The organism is Cupriavidus sp. L7L (genome assembly GCF_004353535.1).
GTDB classification, from domain to species: Bacteria; Pseudomonadota; Gammaproteobacteria; order Burkholderiales; family Burkholderiaceae; genus Cupriavidus; species Cupriavidus oxalaticus_A.
In genome coordinates this window covers 125,617-146,293 of record NZ_SMNY01000008.1, presented here as the reverse complement: position 1 = coordinate 146,293, position 20,677 = coordinate 125,617, and the positions used below count along the sequence as shown (strand labels likewise).

Genomic DNA, 20,677 nt, shown 5'->3' with positions numbered 1-20,677 from the left:
CGCCATCCAGACTGTCAACGAGAACGCCATGATCACGCCGCAAGAAGCCCTGACGCGCTGCATCGAGCACCGCGAAATCTTCCATGACGAGATGCTGCACCTGATGCGGCAGATCATGCAGGCGCAGATCTCGCCGGTGATGGCCGCCGCCATCCTGACCGGCCTGCGCGTGAAGAAGGAAACCATCGGCGAGATCTCCGCCGCCGCGCAGGTGATGCGCGAGTTCGCCAACAAGGTGCCGGTGAAAGACCGCGAGAATTTCGTCGATATCGTCGGCACCGGCGGCGATGGCTCGCATACGTTCAATATCTCGACTGCTTCGATGTTCGTCGCCGCCGCGGCGGGTGCGAAGATCGCCAAGCACGGCAACCGTGGCGTCAGCTCCAAGTCGGGCAGCGCCGACGTGCTGGAGGCGCTCGGCGTCAACATCATGCTCACGCCCGAGCAGGTCGGCCAGTGCATCGAGCAGACCGGCATCGGCTTCATGTTCGCCCCTACGCACCATCCGGCGATGAAGAACGTCGCGCCGATACGCAAGGAAATGGGCGTTCGCACCATCTTCAATATCCTGGGCCCGCTGACCAACCCGGCCGATGCGCCCAATATCCTGATGGGCGTGTTCCACCCCGACCTGGTCGGCATCCAGGTGCGCGTGATGCAGCGCCTGGGCGCAAAGCACGCGATTGTCGTCTACGGCAAGGATGGCATGGACGAGGTGTCGCTCGGTGCCGCCACGCTGGTCGGCGAGCTGAAGGACGGCGAGGTGCGCGAGTACGAGATCCACCCGGAAGACTTCGGCCTGTCGATGGTCTCCAACCGCGGCCTGAAGGTGGCCGATGCGGGGGAATCGAAGGAGATGTTGCTGGAAGCGCTGTCCGACGTGCCCGGCACGCCGCGCGAGATCGTGTCGCTGAACGCCGGCACCGCGCTGTACGCCGCCAATGTGGCCGACTCGATCGAGGACGGCATCCGCCGCGCGCGCGAGGCCATCGCCAGCGGCGCTGCGCGCGAGAAGCTCGACCAGTTCGTGCGCGCCACGCAGCAATTCAAATAAGAGGCGCTGATATGTCAGATATCCTGGACAAAATCCTGGCCGTGAAGGCCGATGAAGTGGCCGCCGCGCGCAAGAAGCGCGACCTGCCCAGCCTGCGCGCCGAGGCCGAGAGCCTGCGCACCGAGCCCGGCCTGGCACCGCGCGGTTTCGAGCGCGCGCTGCGCGAAAAGATCGCGGCTGGCCATGCCGGCGTGATCGCGGAGGTGAAGAAGGCCTCGCCGTCCAAGGGCGTGTTGCGCGAGAACTTCGTTCCCGAAGCCATCGCCGAGAGCTATGCCACCCACGGCGCGGCCTGCCTGTCGGTGCTGACCGACGTGAATTTCTTCCAGGGCCATGCCGATTACCTGAAGCGCGCGCGCGGCGCGTGCCCGCTGCCTGCGCTGCGCAAGGACTTCATGGTCGACCTGTACCAGGTCTACGAGGCCCGCACCTGGGGCGCCGACTGCATCCTGCTGATCGTCGCCGCGCTGGACCATGGCCTGATGGCCGAGCTGGAAGCCTGTGCGCTGGAACTCGGCATGGACGTGCTGGTGGAAGTGCACGGCGACGATGAGCTCGACGCCGCGCTGCGGCTGAAGACGCCGCTGCTGGGCGTGAATAACCGCAACCTGCGCACGTTCGAGGTGTCGCTGGACAATACGCTGGGCCTGCTGCCGCATATTTCGGCTGACAAGCTGGTGGTGACCGAATCGGGCATCCTCGGCCAGGCGGATGTGAAGCGCATGCGCGATGCCAATGTGCATGCGTTCCTGGTGGGCGAGGCGTTCATGCGGGCGCCGGATCCGGGGGTGGAGCTGGCGCGGTTGTTTGGCTGAGGGTAAAGACCTGCCGCTTGTTTGCTCCCCTCTCCCGCAAGCGGGAGAGAGGACCGGCTGGTGGTGATTGGGAAGCCATCGCCATTGCCCACCGTTAAATCCTCGCCATGCCCCAGGAAATCGAACTCAAACTCGCCGTCCCCGACGCCGCCCTCGCCCCGCTGGCCGCCTGGCTCGACGCCAACGGCCAGCCGCAGGGCGAAGCGACCCTGCTCAACGTCTACCTCGACACGCCCGAACACGACCTGGCCCAGGCCCGCGCCGCGCTGCGCCTGCGCCGCAAGGGCGCGCAATGGCTGCAGACGCTGAAGACCGCCGGCAGCAGCCAGGCAGGCTTGGCCACGCGCCATGAATGGGAAACCGGAATCGCCGGGGAGGCCATCGAGCTGCAGACCTTCCCCGCTGAAGCGCAATCCGTGCTCGCGCCACTGGTCAGCAAGCTGGCACCGGTGTTCCGTACCGACTTCATCCGCCGCACCTGGATCGTCACGCAGGACGGCGCGCGTATCGAGGCTGCCCTCGACACCGGCACCATTACCGCGCCGGCCAGCGCCGCGCAGGAACGCATCCAGGAACTCGAACTGGAATGGCTCGACGGCGACGCCGCGCACGCGGCCGATGCCCTGCGCGCCTTCGCCGCACGGCTTGGCGCCGTGGCCACGCTGGCGCCTTCCGATCTCAGCAAAGCCGCGCGCGGCTACCGCCTCGCGGGAATCGCCGAAGGCAAGGCGTCATAATCGCGGTTTTTCCCGCCAGGCATTCCTTACGCATGCAAGCCGATCTCTTCGCCGCCGAAGCGCCCTGTGCCCCCGGCGAGCCCTCCCCCGCCGCCAGCCTGCAGGCCCAGGCCGATGCCCTCCCCGCCGCGTGGCGCACGCTGCTGGCGCCCTGCATCACCGTGCCGGCATGGCAGGAGCTGGCCGCCTTTGTCGATGGTGAACGCGCCGCCGGCAAACCGGTGTTCCCGCACCACGTCTTCCACGCGCTGCACCTGACGCCGCCGGATGCGGTCAAGGTGGTGATCCTGGGCCAGGATCCATACCACGGCACCGGCACCGTCGGCGGCGTGGAGCTGCCGCAGGCGCACGGCCTGGCCTTCTCAGTGCAGGAAGGCATCAAGGTGCCGCCCAGCCTGCGCAACATCTTCAAGGAAATCGCCGCCGAGTTCGGCGTGGATAGCACCCCGCCGCGCACCTCGGGCAACCTGGAAGGCTGGGCACGCCAGGGCGTGCTGCTGCTCAACACCGTGCTGACGGTCGAGCAGGGCCAGGCCGCCAGCCACGCGCGCCGCGGCTGGGAAGCGGTCACGGACTGCCTGATCCACGCGCTGGCGGCAAGCCGCCCGAACCTGGTGTTCATGCTGTGGGGCAGCCACGCCCAGGCGAAGAAACCGTTGCTCGGCGACGGCCACCGCGTGCTCGAAGCGCCGCATCCTTCGCCGCTGTCGGCGCATCGCGGCTTTCTCGGCTGCGGCCACTTCCGCGAAGCCAACCGCTGGCTCGAAGCGCACGGCCGCACGCCGGTCGACTGGACCGCCGCCTGATCGACTAGATCGTCGGCCGGAACTCGAAGCCGGCGAACTCCCCTTCCCCGCGCCCGACCTCGACAAACGTCACTTGCGCCGCCGGCGGGCCCGTTTCCATCCACGCCTGCAGCGCTTCCAGCTGCTTGACGGTGCCGTGCGCCATCACCTCGACGGTGCCGTCGGCCCGGTTGCGCACCCAGCCGCCCAGCCCGAGTTCATCCGCGGCGTCGGCGCAGGCGGCGCGATAGCCGACGCCCTGCACGCGCCCATGCGCGACCAGGCGCCAGGTTGCCTTCTTCATGGCCGTTTCCCCGTGAGCGCACGCGAGGCGTGCGCGTTCTGTGATCGACACCAAGTAAACTAGACCGCCATGCCGGGCGTTACAAAGGGATGCGCGCCGCCCGGGTGAAGCCGGCTGCATGCGCCAGTAAGTCCGATCATCCTGGCCGTGATCCTGATGATCGCGTTCGCTGCGCAGCAGATGAATGCCCCGTTCCACCCCGACCAGCAGCTGGCGGTGCACCTGGACGTGGCCTACCCTGCCCTACTACCTGATGCGCACCAGCATCCGCATGCTGGCGGCACTGGCGGCGTCGCTGCTGTTCTCGCTGGCGTTCGCGGCACTGGCGTCCAAGAGCCGCACCGCCGAGAAGGTGCTGGTGCCGGCGCTGGGGGGCGGTATGGGGAGATCTTTGAGTACAGCTATAACAGCGGGATGCTGACGTTGCCTGAGGATGAGATGCCGGAGGGGCGCGGCCTTAACGCCGCGACAGATTTGCTCCCTTCTCCCGCAAGCGGGAGAGGGGAGCAAACCCATCGGGACTCGAACGCGTGATTAAGAACGCGCCCGCATCGCCCGCCCGATCGCCCCGGTACGCAGCGCGATCTTGGCCGCGTCCTCGCGCAGCGCGCGCAGCCGGCGCTCCAGCACTGCGTTGGCGGGACGGCCAGTGGAGCTGGACGTCGGCCCGGCCTGCTCGCTAGACTCGCCCAGAGCGGCAGCCTGTACCAGCGTATCGGTGCGGCGCTTGTCCGCCGAGTCCGCCAGCCGCGCGCGGCGCTCGGCCGCCGCATCCTCCTCGGCTTCAGCGACATCGGCCACGACCGGCCCTGCCGCTACCGCCAGCGGCGCCTGCGCTTGGGCCAACACAGGCGCGCGTTCGCGGCGGATAAAGCCCGCGCCGCGCCCGCCGCCACGCTCGTCGGCATGCAGCCGCTCGCTGGCCAGTTGCAGGCTGTTGCGCGCCGCTTCGGTAGCCTGCTCGATGGCCGCCTCGGCCGCGGGAATATCCAGCTCATCGTAGTGCTGCCGCACCTGGATCCGCGCCGCCGCCACGTGCGCCGCCACCAGGTAGTTCTGCACGATAAAGCGGTTCAGGTTGTCGACCGCGCGATGCCGGCTCCTGGGCTCGTCCAGCATGCGCTGGAACGAAGAGATCAGCGCCGACAGGTTGTCCATGAACTGCTTGCGCTGCACGCGATAGGCAAAGTCGTCCTTGGCCCGGCGCAGCAGCAGGTCGCGCGTTGCGGCGATATAGCGGCGGTTGGCCTGTAGCACGTTCTCCACCAGCTTGGGGATGGCGCGGTATTCCCAGCTCGGCAGCACGAAGCTGAACAACGAGGCGATGATGCCGCCGATCACCGTATCGACCAGCCGCTCACCCGCCACCGTCGGGCTGCCCGGCATCAGCAGGTTGATCTGGATGAGCACCTGGATGCAGGCCGCGATCGCGGTGTAGCGGTACTTGATGGTCACGAACGCGGCGCTGGCCACCAGCGCCAGGAACAGCACGCCCAGCAGTATCAGCGGCTCGTCCACCACCTTCAGGATCCCCACCGCCACCACGCAGCCGATCAGCGTGCCGATCACGCGGTCGTTGTAGCGCTGCTTGGTCATGCTGAAGTTCGGCTTCAGGATGACGATGATGGTCAGCAGGATCCAGTAGCTGTGCGAGGCGTACGGCAGGTGGTTGGTGATCCACAGCCCCAGCGCCACCGCCATCGACATGCGCAGCGCAAAGCGGAACGCCGGCGAGCGCCAGTGCAGGTTTTCGCGCAGCACGCCCAGCTCGTACTTCTGGCGCGTCAGGAACGGCGTCATGTCGCTGCCCGGCAGCACCTTGGCCGGCTCCACCGGCGTGCGCGAGGCCTCGTGCAGCTGCCCGATCAGCGTGATCGCGCCGCGGATCATGTCCAGCGTCTCGGCCAGCGCCGTCATCGCCGCGGGCTTGATGTGGTGGTGGCGCAGCTGCGCGATCTCGGCCTCGACCGCGCGCAGGCCTTCGCGGTATTCCACCGTCGCGTAAGAGCCGCGCCCGCGCGTGACCTCGTAGGCGATCTCTTCCACGTCCTTGCACATCAGCACCACCAGCCCGCGCAGGTGGTCCAGCACCGGCGTGCCGCCGAAGGTCTGGCGCAGCAGCGGGTAGTCGGTGTTGGTGGACAGCACGTACTCGTACAGGTCGAGCATGCGCAGGTGCACCTGCACCAGCAGCCCGTCATGCGGCGTGCGGTTGCCGCGCAGCACCAGGTCGCGCGCGGCCTGCTGGCGCTCGGCCACCACGATCTGCTGGCGCACCAGCTGGTTGAACTGGGCATCGTAGTCGTTGCCGGCGTCGTAGAAGCCGGCCTTGATCTCGAGGTAGCCGGCCAGCTCGTACAGCGACTCGGCCAGCACCTGCTGCCTGGTGCGGCGCTCGGTCAGCCAGCTGACCAGCATCGCGTAGCCGAGGTAGGCGACCGCGCCGGCGCTGAAATGCGCCGCATGCACCAGCGCGCGCTCGACCACGAAGTCCTCGTTGATCGTGAGCGTCATCACGAACAGCGCCGCGAATTGCAGCGGCAGGGTCTTGTTGCCGTACACCGTCATCATGGCGGCAAGGAACGTCACCAGCACCAGCACGAACGGCATCACCCGTGGGAACGGCGTGGTCAGCGCCACCACCAGCGTCACCGCGCTGCACAGCAGCACGCTCGCCAGCATCTCGTTGAACTTGTGGTTCAGCGGGCTGGGCAGGTCCATCAGGCTGGTGCACAGCGCGCCCATCGACACCACCATCGCGGTGGGCAGGTCGGAGAAATGCAGCGCGATCAGCGTGGCGCCGATCACCCCGGTGGCCGAGCGCAGCCCCCGGTACACGTAGTGCGAATACAGGAAAGTGCGGGGGTCGTGCGCGTATTGCATACGGCGATGCGGCCGGGGCGGTGGCTGGGTTGTGGGGGATCGCTGCGCTACGTCACTGGCCCAGCCAGCGCGAGCGCGCCGCATGCCGGCCGTCCGCCAGCTTGACCTTGAACTGCGCCGCGGGCTCGCGCGCCAGCGTGACCGGCAGCACCTGCAGCTCGTCGCGGCGGAAGGCGTGCAGGTCGATGCGGTCGCCGGTGCGGTAGCGTCCCAGCAGCTTGTCGACCTGGCCGGGCGCCACGCGCAGGCCGTCGATGGCCACCAGCAGGTCGCCGGCCGACAGGCCCGCGGCCTGCGCCGCGCCGCCGTCCAGCACCTGCGTGACGCGTACCCAGCCGTCGTCAGTCTTGACCTTGATGCCCAGCGCCGCGGTGCGCGACGGCTTCTGCGCCTCGGCCTTGACGCCGAAGTCCCTGAACAGCGCCGCCAGCGGCAGTTCGCCGGTGCCTTCGGTCAGCGAGCGCAGCAGGCTGCCCAGCTTCAGGCCGGTCACATCGTCGAACAGCGCATACACCTCCGGCTCGGTCACGCCGCGCTGCATCGCGCCGGGCGCATAGAAGCCGCGCCCGTAGCGGCGCCACAGCGCGCGCATGACGTCGTCGAGCGAGCGCCGTCCGCGCGACTTGGCGCGGATGGTCAGGTCCAGCGCCAGCGCCACCAGCGACCCCTTGGTGTAGTAGCTGACGATGGCGTTGGGCGCGTTCTCGTCCTGGCGGTAGTACTTGGTCCAGGCATCGAACGAGCTTTCGGCCACGCTCTGCTTGGTGCGGCCGTTGCCGCGCAGCACGCCGTTCCAGGTCTTGCCCAGCATCTCGACGTACTGCGCCTCGGTCACGCAGCCCGAGCGCACCAGCACCAGGTCGTCGTAGTAGCTGGTGAAGCCCTCGAACAGCCACAGCAGCGGCGTGTAGGTTTCGTCGGCCAGCCGGTACGGCACGAACGCGGCGGGCTTGATGCGCTTGACGTTCCAGGTGTGGAAATACTCGTGGCTGCACAGGCCCAGGAAGGTGCGATAGCCCTCGCTGGTGTCGCTGTCGCCGCGCACCGGCAGGTCATTGCGCGCGCACATCAGCGCGGTGCTGGCGCGGTGCTCGAGGCCGCCGTAGCCGTCGGTGGTGACCATCGTCATGAAGACGTAGCGGCGGTTGCTGTCCAGGAACGGCGCCTCGGCGCTGCGGGGTTCGAACAGGCGGATCTGGTTTTCGCAGATGCGCTTGAGGTCGCGGCACACGCGCTCGAGGTCGAGGTTGGGCACGCGGCCGGTGAAGACCACGTCGTGCTGCGCGCCACAGGCACGGAAGCTGGCGAGCTGGAAGTTGCCCATCTCGACAGGGTGGTCGACCAGTTCGTCGTAGTCGGCAACCTGGTAGCGGCCGAAGCCGTAGCGCTTCGCGCCGTCGCGGCCCGGCGCTTCCGGCATCGCGGTGGCGACACGCCAGCCGCGGTAGGCCTCGCCTTCGGGCGCGTGGATATCGACGGTGCATGGCCGCTCAACCTGGCCTTCGACGCACAGGAACACCGAGCTGCCGTTGAAGAAGCCATGGGTGGCGTCCAGGTGCGCGGCGCGCACCGACAGGTCCCAGGCATAGACTTCGTAGCTCAGCATCAGCGGGCCGTCCGACAGCCTCACCGGCGCGGCCTGCCAGCTCTGCTTGTCGAGCTTGGTCAGCGGGACTTCGCGGCCGCCGGCATCGGCACGGATGCGCACGATATGGCGGGCGAAGTCGCGGATCATGTAGCTGCCCGGGATCCACGCGGGCAGCGTGAAGCGCTGGCCGGCGGGATCGGGCTCGCTCACCGTGACGGTGACGGCAAACAGGTGCGCCTCAGGCGCAAGCGGGGCGATGGCGTAGCGGATCGGCGTCATGGGCAGGATTGTAACGTCGGCGCACCGCTGGCCTCGCCGACGCTGGTGAAGCAGCCGGTCGCCGCTCAGGCACGATTGACGTCGACCACCACGCGGCCGCGCATGCCGCCTTCCACGATCCTGCGGCCGGCGTCGATCGCCTCGGCCAGCCCGATCTCGCGCGTGATCGCGTTCAGGCGATCCGGCTCCAGGTCGCTCGCCAGCCGCTGCCACGCGCGCTCGCGCAGCGGCATGGCCGCCATCACGCTGTCGATGCCGTGCAGCGTAACGCCGCGCAGGATGAACGGCGCCACCGATGCCGGGAAGTCCATCCCCTGCGCCAGCCCGCACGCCGTCACCACGCCGCCGTAGCGCACCTGCGCGCACGCGTTGACCAGGGTATGCGAGCCGACCGAATCCACCACCGCGGCCCAGCGCTCCTTCTGCAGCGGCTTGCCGGGCGCGCCAAGCTCGGCGCGGTCGATGACATCGGCAGCGCCCAGCGCCTTCAGGAAGTCGGCTTCATTGGTCTTGCCGGTCGACGCCACCACCTTGTAGCCCAGCTTGCTCAGCACCGCGATCGCGACCGAGCCCACGCCGCCGGAAGCGCCGGTCACCAGCACCTCGCCATCGCCAGGCTGCACCGGGCCGTTGACGCCGCCGCGCTCCAGCGCCAGCACCGACAGCATCGCGGTATAGCCGGCGGTGCCGATCGCCATGGCCTGGCGCGTGGTGAAGGCATCGGGCAGGCGCACCAGCCAGTCACCCTTCAGCCGCGCGCGCTGCGCCAGGCACCCCCAGTGGGTCTCGCCCACGCCGTAGCCGTTCAGCACCACCTTGTCGCCGGCCTGCCAGCGCGCGCTGGACGATTCCAGCACCGTGCCGGCGCCGTCGATGCCCGCCACCATCGGCCACTTGCGCACCACCGGCGAGCGGCCCGTGATCGCCAGGCCGTCCTTGAAGTTGATGGTGGAGTAGTCCACGGCGACCAGCACGTCGCCATCGGCGGGCAACTGCGCTTCGTCTAGCGTGGCCAGATTGGCCTGGGTGGCGCCGTCGGCCTGGGTCAGCAGCAATGCCTGGAACGTCATGGTGTCTCCTAGTCGCCTGGCGGCGATCGCTTGGGAATGAGGGGAATGCGGAAAGCAGAACGGCCGGACAAGTCCGGCCGTCGATCAAGCCGGGACGGGGCCGGCGCGCGCTTATTTCTTGATGCTGGCGAGCTTCTTCTCCAGCGTGGCCACGTCGGCCGCGCCCGGGATGCGGGTGCCATCCATGAAGAACACTGCCGGCGTGCCGGTCACGTTCATGCTATGGCCCAGCGCCAGGTTTTCCTGCAACGGCGTCTGGCAGCTACCGTTGCCGGTCAGCGCGACCTGCTTGAGCATCCAGTCGCGCCACGCCTTGGTGCGGTCGGCCGCGCACCAGACCTGCTTGGCCTTGGTTTCCGAGTCGGGCGACAGCACCGGGTACAGGAAGGTGTACACGGTGATGTTGTCCATCTGCTGGAAGGTCTGCTCGATGCGCTTGCAGTAGCCGCAGTTCGGGTCGGAGAACACCGCGATCTGGCGGCTGCCATCGCCCTTGGTCCACTTGATCGCGCGCGCCAGCGGCAGGTCCGACCACTTGATGCGGTTGATCTCGGCCATCCGCTCTTCGGTCAGGTTGGTGCCGGTGCGGGTGTCGATCATCTCGCCGTTGAGGATGTAGCGGCCGGTGCTGTCGGTGTAGACCACCTGCCCGCCGATATTGGCCTCGAATAGCCCCGGCACCGGAGTCTTGCTGACACTTTTCACCTCGGCGCGGCCGCCCAGCACCTTCTGCAGCGACTCCTTGATGCGGTCGGTGCCGGGTTCACCCGCCGCCATGGCATGCAGGGCAAAGCCGGCCGCGGCCAGGCCGCCAGCGACGGCGGTGACGGTGGCGCTGCGGACAGGGTGGCGGCGCAGGAATTGGAACATGTGGACTCCAGGGGTGTTCGGTGATCGGGTGATCGTTCGGGGCGCGGTGGCGGCGTCAGCCGAGCGCGCGCCCGATCAGGAAACGCTTGAGCAGCGGCTGGCCGCCTACCGCGCGCATGCCGGTGTTGCGCACCACCCGCGCCACGCCGCCGGGCAGCGAGAACAGCCGGTGCAGCCCGTCGGTGGCCGCGGTCAGCGACAGCAGGTCGGTGGCGCGCGCGCGCTCGTAGCGGCGCAGCAGGCGCAGGTCGCCCTCGCTGCGGAAAGGTTCTTTGTCGGCCATCACGCGGCCAAGTTCCGCCACATCGCGCAGGCCCAGGTTCATGCCCTGCCCCGCCAGCGGGTGCACCACGTGGGCGGCGTCGCCGACCAGCGCCACGTGCGGCTGCACGAACTGGTCGGCGCGCTGCAGCACCAGCGGGAAGCCCTGCGCCGGCGTCACGCAGCGCAACGTGCCGAACTGGCTGCCGACCGCGCCGGCGGCGCCCTGCATCACGGTGGCGGCAAGCGCCTCGGGCGACAGCGCGAGCAGGTCGCGCGCGTGCGCTTCGTCTGCCGACCAGACCATCGAGACATGGTTGCCCGGCAGCGGCAGCATCGCCAGTACCTCGCCGTTGGCAGGCTCTTCGTCGGCCATCAGCTTTTCCGGCGCGCCCAGGAACCACTGCCAGGCGGTCTCGTGGTGCGGACGCTCGCAGGCAAAGTTGGCGACCACGCCAAGCTGGCGGTACTTGCGCGTGCTGACGCCGATATGGCACTGCTGGCGCAGCCACGAGCGCGCGCCGTCGGCGCCGATCGCCAGCGCCGTGCGCAGCTTGTTGCCGTTGTCCAGCGTCAGGGTAATGCCCTCCGGATCGCGCTCGCACACGCTGGCGGTGCCGTCGTGCCAGGTCACCTGGTGCTGGAAGCCGAGCGCGGTGTCGAGCGCGCGCTCGACATGGCCGGATTCGATGATCCACGCCAGTTGCGGCACCGCCGCGGCGTAGGCGGAGAAATGCAGGTCGCCGTCCAGGCTGGGCGAGGTTTCGGCGGCGCTGACGTCGCCAAAGACACGCATGTCGCGCACCGGCTGGATGCGAGCCGGGTCCAGCGCCTCCCACACGCGCATCCGCTCCAGCAGCGCCTGCGAGCTGGCGGAGAAGGCATAGATACGGCTGTCCCAATCCTCGGCTGGCGCGCGGCCGACGCCGCGGGGCGGCTTCGGCGCCACCAGCGCCACGTCCATGCCCTGCTGGGCCAGCAACAAGGCACAGGACTTGCCGACGATGCCGCCGCCGACGACGGCCACCTGGAAAGCGGAAGAATTGCGCGCAGCGGTGCGCGCGGACGCGTGGGATCGGGTCATGGCTGGATTATAGCCACGTCACTCCGGGACCCTTCGGGCGCGGCCGCTCATTATTTCCTCAGGTCATTAGGCATATGACAAAACTGTCGGTGCGTGGGTCAAAGTTCGGAAACGCACAGCCTATATTGAAACGAAATGTTTCTGACCGGGGACGAACCACCTGAAGGGAGGTGGAGCAATGAAGAGGGCGCTTTGGATTGCCGCGGTTGGTATCGCGGTTGCAGGGGGATCGGCATTCGGAGGCACGACTGGCCCGCGGGACGTTTATACCGACGGCGCCAAGGTCTCCAAGTTCGATGTGTATTCGGATGGAGCACGGTCAATCGACCGGCGGGATGTATTCCTGGATGGTGCAAGGGCAATCGACAGGCGCGACATGTTTACGGACGGCGCCAAGACGACGGATACGCGGGACCAGTTCACGGACGGCGCATGAACGTCGTGAACCTCGATTGAGCGGAAGCGGCGCTCACGCAACGGCCAGGAAGACTTTCCTGGCCGTCTTGTTTTATATGCGGGTGGAACGGCGACCGGCCAGCAACCCGGAGGCCCGATAGGGTTACAATTGCCGTTTTCCGTGGCAGACCCCGTATAGCCGTCGAGCCCGCGCTCGATGTGACGTGTTTGTCTCGTCCGATGCAGTCCCGCCACTGGCCCCGCCAGGCGCCCGTCGCCAGCCCGCCCGGCACCGGACCGCATCCTGCAAACCCTTGATTTCTAAGACAAGACCATGAGCCTCAAATGCGGCATCGTCGGCCTGCCCAACGTCGGCAAGTCCACGCTGTTCAATGCCCTGACCAAGGCCGGCATCGCCGCCGAAAACTATCCGTTCTGCACGATCGAGCCCAATGTGGGCGTGGTCGAAGTGCCGGATCCGAGGCTCGCCAGCCTGGCCGAGATCGTCAGGCCTGAGCGCATCCTGCCGGCCACGGTCGAGTTCGTCGACATCGCCGGCCTGGTCGCGGGCGCTTCCAAGGGTGAAGGCCTGGGCAACCAGTTCCTGGCCAATATCCGCGAAACCGATGCCATCACCCACGTGGTGCGCTGCTTCGAAGACGACAACGTGATCCACGTGGCCGGCAAGGTCGATCCGCTGTCGGACATCGAGGTCATCAACACCGAACTCGCACTGGCCGACCTGGCCACCGTGGAAAAGGCCCTGGCCCGCTATATCAAGCCGGCCCGCGCCGGCGACAAGGAAGCGCAGCGCCTGGTCGCCGTGCTGGAAAAGGCGCAAGCCGTGCTCGACCAGGCCAAGGCCGTGCGCACCCTCGACCTGGCCCCGGAAGAATGGGACGCCATCCGTCCGTTCTGCCTGATCACCGCCAAGCCGACCATGTATGTCGCCAACGTGCGTGAAGACGGCTTCGAGAACAACCCGCACCTGGACGCGGTGCGCGAGTACGCCAAGCAGACCAATTCGCCGGTGGTAGCCGTGTGCGCCGCCATCGAAGCCGAGATCGCCGACCTGGACGACGCCGACAAGGCCGAATTCCTGGCCGACCTGGGCATGGAAGAGCCGGGCCTGGACCGCGTGATCCGCGCCGGCTTCAAGCTGCTTGGCCTGCAGACCTACTTCACTGCCGGCGTGAAGGAAGTGCGCGCCTGGACCATCCATGTCGGCGACACGGCGCCCAAGGCGGCCGGCGTGATCCATACCGACTTCGAACGCGGCTTTATCCGTGCGCAGACCATTGCCTTCGACGACTACATCTCGTTCAAGGGCGAGACCGGCGCCAAGGAAGCCGGCAAGATGCGGGCGGAAGGCAAGGAATACGTGGTGAAGGATGGGGATGTGCTGAACTTCCTGTTCAACGTCTGAGCCAGCCCCCGACGCCAAAAAACCCGCGATTTCGCGGGTTTTTTGTTTTCTGCCGGGCGCGGGGGAACCGCCCGCCGCTTCACAGCTTTTCCATTTCCTTCCCCCGCAGCCCCACCAGCAGCGCCTGGCCGTCCGCGCCCACGCGGAACTCCCCGTACATGGCCTGGGCAAAGCGCTCGCCCTGCCCCTCCTGGAAGAAATACGCGTCGGTCGACACCTGCACCTGCGCACCGCCCCAGCGCGACCGCGCCGCCTGGAAGCGCAGCAACTGCTCGCCCACGCCCAGCGGCCCGCCGTCATGCAGCCGCACGAAGCTGGCCACGCCCCGCGGGTCGCGCCGGATCACGGCCACGCCGTCGCCCGGCGGGCGCTGCGCCGGCCCCTGCGCCGTGCGGATCTGGTTGCCGATGTCGAAGTTCAGCGCCATGTAGTCGCCCTGCATCAGCGAGCGCGGATCGACCGGCGCGAGCCGCAGCAAGACGGTGTCGCCGCGTGCTAGCAGCGTTTCTTTGCCGGCGATGCCGGCGGCGGCCAGCGCCAGGGTCAGCGCCCAGGCGGTCACGATCCAGCGCTTCATGCGAACTCCTTGCCGGTGCGGCCGCGCAGCAGCCAGTGGCGCCCGGCCAGCAACAGCACACCCGCCGCTGCCAGCGTGACGGACTTGGCCGGCAGGGTCCAGTGCAGCGCGCTGTAGTACCAGACGAAGCCGACGGCAATGGCGGTGACGCCCAGGCCCATCCAGGCCATGGAAGCCCGGCGCAGGGCCAGTGCCAGCGCCAGCGCGCCGGCCACGACGGCAGGCGCCGCGGCCATCAGTGCGCCAAAGGCGAGCGTGCCGGCGAGCACTGCCGCCTGCATGGCGGAGCCAGTGGCCAGGCGGCGGCACTCGGCCAGGGAAAAGCCCGCCAGCACCAGCGTCAGCAGCGCGCCCCCGATCCAGTGCGCGGCCGACAGCCGCCCCGCCTCCGGACCGAACAGCCACGTCATCGGATGGCTCATCCCGGTCACCACCAGCGCCATGGCGAGCGCGGCCAGCAGCGTGGCATCGGCGAGCGGCTCCAGCAGCGCATGCCGCCCCGCCGCGCACGCGCGCGCCTCGGCCAGCGTGAAGGCGGTCACCAGCGCGCAGCCCAGCGGTGCCAGCCAGCTGAGCGTCCACATCAGCGCCGGCCAGTCATCGGAGGATCCGTGCGGCAGGGCAAGATGCAGTGCGCCCGCCAGCCCGATCCACACGCCAAGCCCGGACAGCAGCCGGTGCAACCGGTTGGGCACCAGCAACACCAGCACGCCTTCGAACAGCGCGATGCCGGCCCAGAATCCGGCGGTCCCGGTCACGCGCGCAAAGCCAAGCGCCTCCACCAGCCCATACACCGCCATCCCCTGCCCGCACAGGCTGACCGCCAGCGCGAACTGGCTCGCCGCGATCCCGCCGCCACGCCAGTACAGCAACGCGGCCAGCGCGATCATGGCCAGCCCGGTCACGGCCATGGCGATGCCGTTCTCGCGCGCGGCCACGAACACCGTCCCAACCAGGAACATCTGGAAAAACAAGGCGCCAAGCCAGCCGGCCGCGCCCATCAGGCAGCGCACCGCCCACGGCGCGTGGCTGTGCTCCGGGCATTCGCCCTGCACCGCGCCGCGCGCGGCCAGTTCCTGCCAGAGCCGTTGCTCGGTCTGCAAGGTGGTGCTCATGCCTGCTCCGGTTGGGCGCGCAGTTGAGCGCGATAAGCGCGCATCAGCCACGCCGCCGCGCCTGCGGCCAGGCCAATGGTGACCAGCCCGAGCAGCAGGAATGCGCCGAAGTCGCCCTTGCCCTCGAACAGCAGCTTGCCGAGTCCGGCCACCACCAGCACGATGCCGGTCAGGCAGGTCAGGCTCAGCACGACGATATCGAAGGCGCGTTGCCGGTACCACCACGCCAGACCTGCCAGCACGGCCAGCGCAACCACGAACGATGCCGCATCGAAGCGGCTGTCCAACAGGCTGGTCAGGCCCAGCGAGCCGGCCTGCACGCAGGCCAGCGCAGCCAGCAGGCGGCTGCCGGTCTGTCCCCGGAAGCCCAGCCCGGACGCGCGGGCGGCCAGCAGGTGCCACAGCGCCAGTTGCAGCAGCACCGCCCCCAGCAACGCCAGCGTGGCGGTGCGCAGGTAGCGGCTGTCGAACAGCAGCGCAAACAGGCCTTCCATGCCGAAACGGATGCTGAAGTAGCGCAGCAGCGCCACGTTGCCGACCACCAGCACCAGCCACCAGTGCGGCGCAGCGCGCGCCGCCAGCGCCCACGGCACCGCCAGCAGCGCCCACAGCGCAAACAGCTGCCAGGCATCGGCGCCGGTCTGGTAGGTCTGGCCGATCACGGCGAGCAGCACGCCGGACAGCACCTGCGCGCCCCCGAGCGCGGCGCGGCCGGCGGCGTCGGCGGCGGGTCGCAGCCACGCGAACGCTGCCAGCACCGTGATGGCGGCGGCGAGCAAGCCAAATTTGGAGAACTTGTGCAGGTCTTGCCAGTTGAAGGCAAAGAAGACGATCACGCCGGCGCATAGCAGGGCGGTGCCCAGCGCCATCAGTGCCTGGTCGAGCCAGCGGCGCCAGTCGGCTGCGGCCGGCTCGGTGCGTGCCCAGGGGGCGGCGATCGCCTCGGCGGCCACGCGTCCGCGTGCGCGCCAGTCGGCCAGTGCCCGGCGGATGGCGCGCCGTTCGCCGTTTGCCACGGTGGAGGTTTGCATGCTCGCCCTTGCGTGCCCCGATGCGTGGGACTTTAGCAAAGCGCAGCCCGGGCCGCACCTTGCGGCGTGCCGGCGCTATGCCTGCCGCATGGGCGCCGGTATGCTCTGGGTTTCGCCTTCCACTCCGCCTGCCCCATGACCCTGGGAATCCTTGCCGCCATCCACGATGAAGTCGACGGCCTGGTGGCCGCGATGCGCCACGACGACAGCCGCGCCACGGTGCACACCATCGGCATGCGCGACTACTACGTCGGCAACCTGTACGGCCAGCCGTGCGTGCTGGTGCTGGCGCGCATGGGCAAGGTGGCAGCCTCGGCGACCACAGTCACGCTGATCCGGGAGTTCGGCGCCACCCAGGTGGTGTTTACCGGGCTGGCGGGCGGCGTCGGCGCCGACACCAATGTCGGCGACATCGTCATCGCGGACCGGACGATCCAGCACGACCTCGACGCGCGCCCGTTCTTCGGCCGCCATGAAGTGCCGCTGCTGGACCGCGCCGAGTTCCCGGCCGACCCGGCGCTGACCGCCGAACTGGAAGGCGCGGCCGCGGATTTCCTGCGCCTCGACCTGGGCGCCGACGTGCCGCCCGAGGTGCTGGCCCGCTTCGGCGTGGCCACGCCGGGGCTGCACAAGGGCATGATCGCCAGCGGCGACCAGTTTATCGGGGCCCCGGCTGCGGTGGCGGAACTGCGCGAGCGGCTGCCCGGCCTGCTGGCGGTGGAAATGGAAGGCGCCGCGGTGGCGCAGGTGTGCCATGAATACGGCGTCCCGTACGCGGTCATGCGCACGGTGTCGGACCGGGCGGACGATACCGCCCATGTGGATTTCGCGGCATTCCTGAAGGAGGTGGCCAGCCACTATTCCAATGGCGTGCTGCGCCGGCTGCTGGCCGCGCGGGCTGAAGCGGATCCCGTGCGCACCTGACCAGGATCAAGCGGCGCGCAGATTCCAGGCCGCCGCGTCGGTTCTGTCCTTACCGTCCGCGCGGCCGGACGGCTCCCCAGGCGCCGACCAGGATGGCGGCGCCGGCAATCACCGCCAGCCAGCTGCTGAGCTGCCCGTCGACGAACAGGTGCAGCGCGCGGCCACCGTAGAAAGCGGCCGCCGCGCCCGCCGCGCCCAGCACCAGCGCGGCCGGCAGGGTCACGACGCGTCCTGCCGGATGCAGCCGGCGCGCAGCCAGTCCCACCAGCAAACCCACGATCAAAGTGCCCAGCATCCAATTCTCCTGTGTAGCCTGAATCACAGCCGCATCCGGCTGCGCCGTAACGATACTGCAAACCAGACGGCTGCGACGCATACTGGGTATGCGCCTGCAATCTGTGGTGCCGGCGGTATAATGGCAACCGGTCCGGCCACGCTCCGGATCGTACCTGTCCCCAACAAATGCAACTGCTCGCGATCGGCATCAACCACACGACGGCACCAGTCTCGCTGCGCGAGCGGGTGGCGTTTCCGCTCGAGCAGATCAAACCGGCACTGGGAGCGCTGCGCGAGCACCTGTCCGGCCGCAGCGGCACCGAAGCCGCCATCCTTTCCACCTGTAACCGCACCGAGATCTACTGCGCCACCGACGTCCTGAAGCCGGGCCAGGAAGGTTTCGAGCACACCCTGCGGTGGCTGTCGCAGCACCACAACGTGCCGGCCGGCGACCTGGCCCCGCACCTGTACGCGCTGCCGCAGTCCGAAGCCGTGCGCCACGCCTTCCGCGTGGCCAGCGGGCTGGATTCGATGGTGCTGGGCGAGACCCAGATCCTGGGCCAGCTCAAGGACGCGGTGCGCACCGCCGGCGAGGCCGGCTCGCTGGGGACGTACCTGAACCAGCTGTTCCAGCGCACTTTCGCGGTGGCCAAGGAAGTGCGCGGCCAGACCGAGATCGGCGCGCATTCCGTATCGATGGCCGCCGCCGCGGTGCGGCTGGCGCAACGGATTTTTGAAAGCGTCTCGACCCAGCGCGTGCTGTTTATCGGCGCGGGCGAGATGATCGAGCTGTGCGCGACCCACTTCGCCGCGCAGCAGCCGCGCCAGATTGTGGTGGCCAACCGCACCGTCGAGCGCGGCGAGAAACTGGCCGAGCAATTGTCCGGCCAGGGCCTGACCACGCAGGCGATCCGCCTGACCGACCTGGGCGAGCGGCTGCATGAATTCGACATCGTGGTGTCCTGCACCGCCAGCTCGCTGCCGATCATCGGCCTGGGCGCGGTGGAGCGCGCGGTCAAGCGCCGCAAGCACCGCCCGATCATGATGGTCGACCTGGCCGTGCCGCGCGACGTGGAACCGGAGGTCGCGCGCCTGGACGACGTCTTCCTGTACACCGTCGACGACCTCGGCGCGATCGTGCGCGAAGGCAACGCGCTGCGCCAGGCCGCCGTCGCGCAGGCCGAAGCCATCATCGAAAGCCGCGTGCAGAACTTCATGCACTGGCTCGAAACGCGCAGCGTGGTGCCGGTCATCCGCGAGCTGCAGAGCAGCGGCGAAGCCATCCGCCAGGCCGAGCTGGAGCGCGCGCGCCGCATGCTGGCACGCGGCGACCACCCCGAGGCGGTGCTCGAAGCCCTGTCCGGCGCACTGACCCGCAAGTTCCTGCACGGCCCGACCCACGCGCTGAACCACACCCAGGGCGAAGACCGCGAGGCGCTGCTGCGCCTGGTGCCGGGCCTGTTCCGCCACAGCAGCCACTCCGAGCGCTAGCCGCGCTCCGGTCTTGCCGCACGCCGACCGCGCTGGCACGCCGCCGCCGCATTCCGGCAGCCCCGGCCCACTGGCCTCCCTCCATTCCCCCGCATCCCGATGAAAGCCAGCATGCTTGCCAAGCTCGACCAACTGGCCGAGCGACTCGATGAAGTCAACGCCCTGCTCGCGCGCGAAGACGCGACCGCCAGCATCGACCAGTACCGCAAGCTCAGCCGCGAGCATGCCGAGCTGTCGCCGGTGGCCGAGCAGTACGGGCAATACCGCCAGGCGCAGGACGACCTGGGCACCGCGCAGGCGCTGCTGGACGATCCCGAGATGAAGGACTTCGCCGCCGACGAGATCGCCAGCGCGCGCGAGCGGCTGGAAGCGCTGGAGCAGAGCCTGCAGCGCCTGCTGCTGCCCAAGGATCCCAACGACGACCGCAACCTGCTGCTCGAAATCCGCGCCGGCACGGGCGGCGAGGAAAGCGCGCTGTTCGCCGCAGATCTGCTGCGGATGTACACGCGCTACGCCGAGCGCCAGCGCTGGCAGGTCGAGATCATGAGCGAGTCCGGGTCCGACCTGGGCGGCTTCCGGGAAGTCATCGTGCGGATCGCCGGGGATGCCGCGTTTTCGAAGCTGAAGTTTGAATCCGGCGGCCATCGCGTGCAGCGCGTGCCCGCCACCGAGGCACAAGGGCGCATCCATACCTCGGCCTGCACGGTGGCGGTGATGCCGGAAGCCGATGAGGTCGGCGAGGTCGAGATCAATCCGGCCGACCTGCGCATCGACACCTTCCGCGCCTCGGGCGCCGGTGGCCAGCACGTGAACAAGACCGATTCGGCCGTGCGCCTGACCCACCTGCCGACCGGCATCGTGGTCGAGTGCCAGGACGACCGCTCGCAGCACCGCAACAAGGACAAGGCGATGAAGGTGCTGGCCGCGCGCATCAAGGACATGCAGACCCGCGCCGCCCAGGCGAAGGAAGCCAGCACGCGGCGCAACCTGATCGGCTCGGGCGACCGCAGCGACCGCATCCGCACCTACAACTTCCCGCAGGGCCGCGTGACCGACCACCGCATCAACCTGACGCTCTACAAGATCGACATGATCATGGACGGCGACATGGACGAGCTGCTTTCGTCGCTGGCCGCGGAGCACCAGGCGGACCAGCTGGCCGCGCTCGGCGAAGACGCATAAGCGGCTTAAGCACCGCTCAGGCCCGCTTCGTGCGCGAACAGCGCGTAACGTCCCACAAGACTTTGTATTTCTTGTAAATGCTTGAAACAGCACTGGTAGGGGTAAACGCGCTGCCTATAATCGATTTCGACCGGCAAACGGAGAATGGTGCCGGGTGAGTCTCTCCCAAAACATTTCCTAGGACGAAATCATGAAAAAACTGCTCGCGCTGTTGATGATCACCGCAGCCATGGCCGCTTGCAGCAAGAAGGAAGAAGCCCCCGCAGCTTCCAGCGCCGACAGCGCCATGCAAAGCGCCGCTGAATCCGCCAAGGCCGCTGCCAGCGACGCCGCCGCAGCAGCTGGCAGCGCTGCCGACGCCGCCAGGGCTGCCGCCAGCGATGCCGCTTCGAGCGCGCAGGTTGCCGCCGAGAAGGCCAAGGAAGAAGCCGGCAGCGCCATGGCCAATGCCAAGCAGGCAGCCAAGGACGCCGTCAATGCCGGCGCCGACAAGGCCAAGGACGCCGTCAATAAGTAATCGTGCCGGCGG

The 20,677-nt window shown here is 68.6% G+C and carries 19 protein-coding genes and 1 pseudogene; 10 read left to right on the top strand and 10 right to left on the bottom strand.

Annotated elements, in window-relative coordinates; genetic code table 11:
* The first annotated feature begins 28 nt into the window (after positions 1 to 28).
* The 4 genes from trpD to E1J61_RS07825 all read left to right on the top strand — a co-directional run bounded on the left by trpD (position 29) and on the right by E1J61_RS07825 (position 3,412).
* The gene (trpD, locus tag E1J61_RS07840) at positions 29 to 1,054 is read left to right on the top strand and encodes an anthranilate phosphoribosyltransferase (protein WP_133093544.1); all 1,026 of its coding nucleotides are present in this window, start codon (positions 29 to 31) and stop codon (positions 1,052 to 1,054) included.
* Positions 1,055 to 1,065: 11 nt separating this feature from the next.
* Complete coding sequence (gene trpC / locus E1J61_RS07835; protein WP_133093521.1) at positions 1,066 to 1,869, top strand: indole-3-glycerol phosphate synthase TrpC; 804 nt, start codon at positions 1,066 to 1,068, stop codon at positions 1,867 to 1,869.
* Between the two features lie 107 nt (positions 1,870 to 1,976).
* Complete coding sequence (locus tag E1J61_RS07830) at positions 1,977 to 2,606, top strand: CYTH domain-containing protein (protein WP_133093520.1); 630 nt, start codon at positions 1,977 to 1,979, stop codon at positions 2,604 to 2,606.
* Between the two features lie 32 nt (positions 2,607 to 2,638).
* Complete coding sequence (locus E1J61_RS07825) at positions 2,639 to 3,412, top strand: uracil-DNA glycosylase (protein ID WP_133093519.1); 774 nt, start codon at positions 2,639 to 2,641, stop codon at positions 3,410 to 3,412.
* 4 nt (positions 3,413 to 3,416) lie between these two features.
* Here the strand turns inward: E1J61_RS07825 and E1J61_RS07820 are convergent, their stop codons facing one another.
* The gene (locus E1J61_RS07820; protein ID WP_133093518.1) at positions 3,417 to 3,695 is read right to left on the bottom strand and encodes an acylphosphatase; all 279 of its coding nucleotides are present in this window, start codon (positions 3,693 to 3,695) and stop codon (positions 3,417 to 3,419) included.
* A gap of 129 nt (positions 3,696 to 3,824) precedes the next feature.
* On the opposite strand from E1J61_RS07820, the pseudogene E1J61_RS07815 reads away from it, so the two are divergent.
* Positions 3,825 to 4,065: pseudogene (locus E1J61_RS07815) on the top strand (sulfonate ABC transporter permease); the annotation flags it as partial.
* A 164-nt stretch (positions 4,066 to 4,229) separates the two neighbouring features.
* Here the strand turns inward: E1J61_RS07815 and E1J61_RS07810 are convergent.
* The 5 genes from E1J61_RS07810 to E1J61_RS07790 form a co-directional block, all read right to left on the bottom strand.
* On the bottom strand, positions 4,230 to 6,578 hold the full coding sequence (locus E1J61_RS07810) for an FUSC family protein (RefSeq protein WP_133093517.1): 2,349 nt from the start codon (positions 6,576 to 6,578) through the stop codon (positions 4,230 to 4,232).
* A gap of 52 nt (positions 6,579 to 6,630) precedes the next feature.
* Positions 6,631 to 8,445 (bottom strand): M61 family metallopeptidase, encoded by a 1,815-nt coding sequence (locus E1J61_RS07805; protein ID WP_133093516.1) that lies wholly within the window; start codon positions 8,443 to 8,445, stop codon positions 6,631 to 6,633.
* Between the two features lie 65 nt (positions 8,446 to 8,510).
* The gene (locus tag E1J61_RS07800; protein ID WP_133093515.1) at positions 8,511 to 9,515 is read right to left on the bottom strand and encodes an MDR family oxidoreductase; all 1,005 of its coding nucleotides are present in this window, start codon (positions 9,513 to 9,515) and stop codon (positions 8,511 to 8,513) included.
* A 111-nt stretch (positions 9,516 to 9,626) separates the two neighbouring features.
* Positions 9,627 to 10,385, bottom strand: coding sequence for a DsbC family protein (locus E1J61_RS07795; protein WP_133093514.1), 759 nt, complete (start codon positions 10,383 to 10,385; stop codon positions 9,627 to 9,629).
* Positions 10,386 to 10,440: 55 nt separating this feature from the next.
* Positions 10,441 to 11,730 (bottom strand): UbiH/UbiF family hydroxylase, encoded by a 1,290-nt coding sequence (locus tag E1J61_RS07790; protein WP_133093513.1) that lies wholly within the window; start codon positions 11,728 to 11,730, stop codon positions 10,441 to 10,443.
* Positions 11,731 to 12,460: 730 nt separating this feature from the next.
* On the opposite strand from E1J61_RS07790, the gene ychF reads away from it, so the two are divergent.
* On the top strand, positions 12,461 to 13,552 hold the full coding sequence (gene ychF / locus E1J61_RS07780) for a redox-regulated ATPase YchF (protein ID WP_133093511.1): 1,092 nt from the start codon (positions 12,461 to 12,463) through the stop codon (positions 13,550 to 13,552).
* 79 nt (positions 13,553 to 13,631) lie between these two features.
* Here the strand turns inward: ychF and E1J61_RS07775 are convergent, their stop codons facing one another.
* From E1J61_RS07775 to E1J61_RS07765, 3 genes are read right to left on the bottom strand one after another with little or no spacing between them, the layout of a single operon-like run.
* Positions 13,632 to 14,129: a GDYXXLXY domain-containing protein gene (locus E1J61_RS07775; protein ID WP_133093510.1), complete on the bottom strand. Its 498-nt coding sequence runs from the start codon at positions 14,127 to 14,129 to the stop codon at positions 13,632 to 13,634.
* Positions 14,126 to 15,244 carry a DUF4401 domain-containing protein gene (locus tag E1J61_RS07770; RefSeq protein WP_133093509.1) on the bottom strand — a complete coding sequence of 373 codons (1,119 nt, stop codon included), beginning with the start codon at positions 15,242 to 15,244 and terminating at the stop codon, positions 14,126 to 14,128. Before E1J61_RS07770 ends, E1J61_RS07775 begins: the two co-directional genes overlap by 4 nt.
* Positions 15,241 to 16,275 carry a DUF2157 domain-containing protein gene (locus E1J61_RS07765; RefSeq protein WP_133093508.1) on the bottom strand — a complete coding sequence of 345 codons (1,035 nt, stop codon included), beginning with the start codon at positions 16,273 to 16,275 and terminating at the stop codon, positions 15,241 to 15,243. The genes E1J61_RS07770 and E1J61_RS07765 overlap by 4 nt, the downstream gene beginning before the upstream one ends.
* A 135-nt stretch (positions 16,276 to 16,410) precedes the next feature.
* Here E1J61_RS07765 and E1J61_RS07760 point away from each other — a divergent pair, with 135 nt between their 5' ends.
* Positions 16,411 to 17,199 (top strand): 5'-methylthioadenosine/adenosylhomocysteine nucleosidase, encoded by a 789-nt coding sequence (locus E1J61_RS07760; protein ID WP_133093507.1) that lies wholly within the window; start codon positions 16,411 to 16,413, stop codon positions 17,197 to 17,199.
* A gap of 49 nt (positions 17,200 to 17,248) precedes the next feature.
* Here E1J61_RS07760 and E1J61_RS07755 read toward each other — a convergent pair whose 3' ends face one another.
* The gene (locus E1J61_RS07755) at positions 17,249 to 17,494 is read right to left on the bottom strand and encodes a hypothetical protein (RefSeq protein ID WP_133093506.1); all 246 of its coding nucleotides are present in this window, start codon (positions 17,492 to 17,494) and stop codon (positions 17,249 to 17,251) included.
* A gap of 167 nt (positions 17,495 to 17,661) precedes the next feature.
* Here E1J61_RS07755 and hemA point away from each other — a divergent pair, with 167 nt between their 5' ends.
* The 3 genes from hemA to E1J61_RS07740 all read left to right on the top strand — a co-directional run bounded on the left by hemA (position 17,662) and on the right by E1J61_RS07740 (position 20,665).
* A complete protein-coding gene (gene hemA, locus E1J61_RS07750) occupies positions 17,662 to 18,966 on the top strand; it encodes a glutamyl-tRNA reductase (protein ID WP_133093505.1) in 1,305 nt (434 codons plus the stop codon).
* Between the two features lie 99 nt (positions 18,967 to 19,065).
* Positions 19,066 to 20,148: a peptide chain release factor 1 gene (gene prfA / locus E1J61_RS07745; RefSeq protein WP_133093504.1), complete on the top strand. Its 1,083-nt coding sequence runs from the start codon at positions 19,066 to 19,068 to the stop codon at positions 20,146 to 20,148.
* A gap of 190 nt (positions 20,149 to 20,338) precedes the next feature.
* Positions 20,339 to 20,665: a hypothetical protein gene (locus E1J61_RS07740; RefSeq protein WP_133093503.1), complete on the top strand. Its 327-nt coding sequence runs from the start codon at positions 20,339 to 20,341 to the stop codon at positions 20,663 to 20,665.
* Positions 20,666 to 20,677 lie beyond the last annotated feature (12 nt).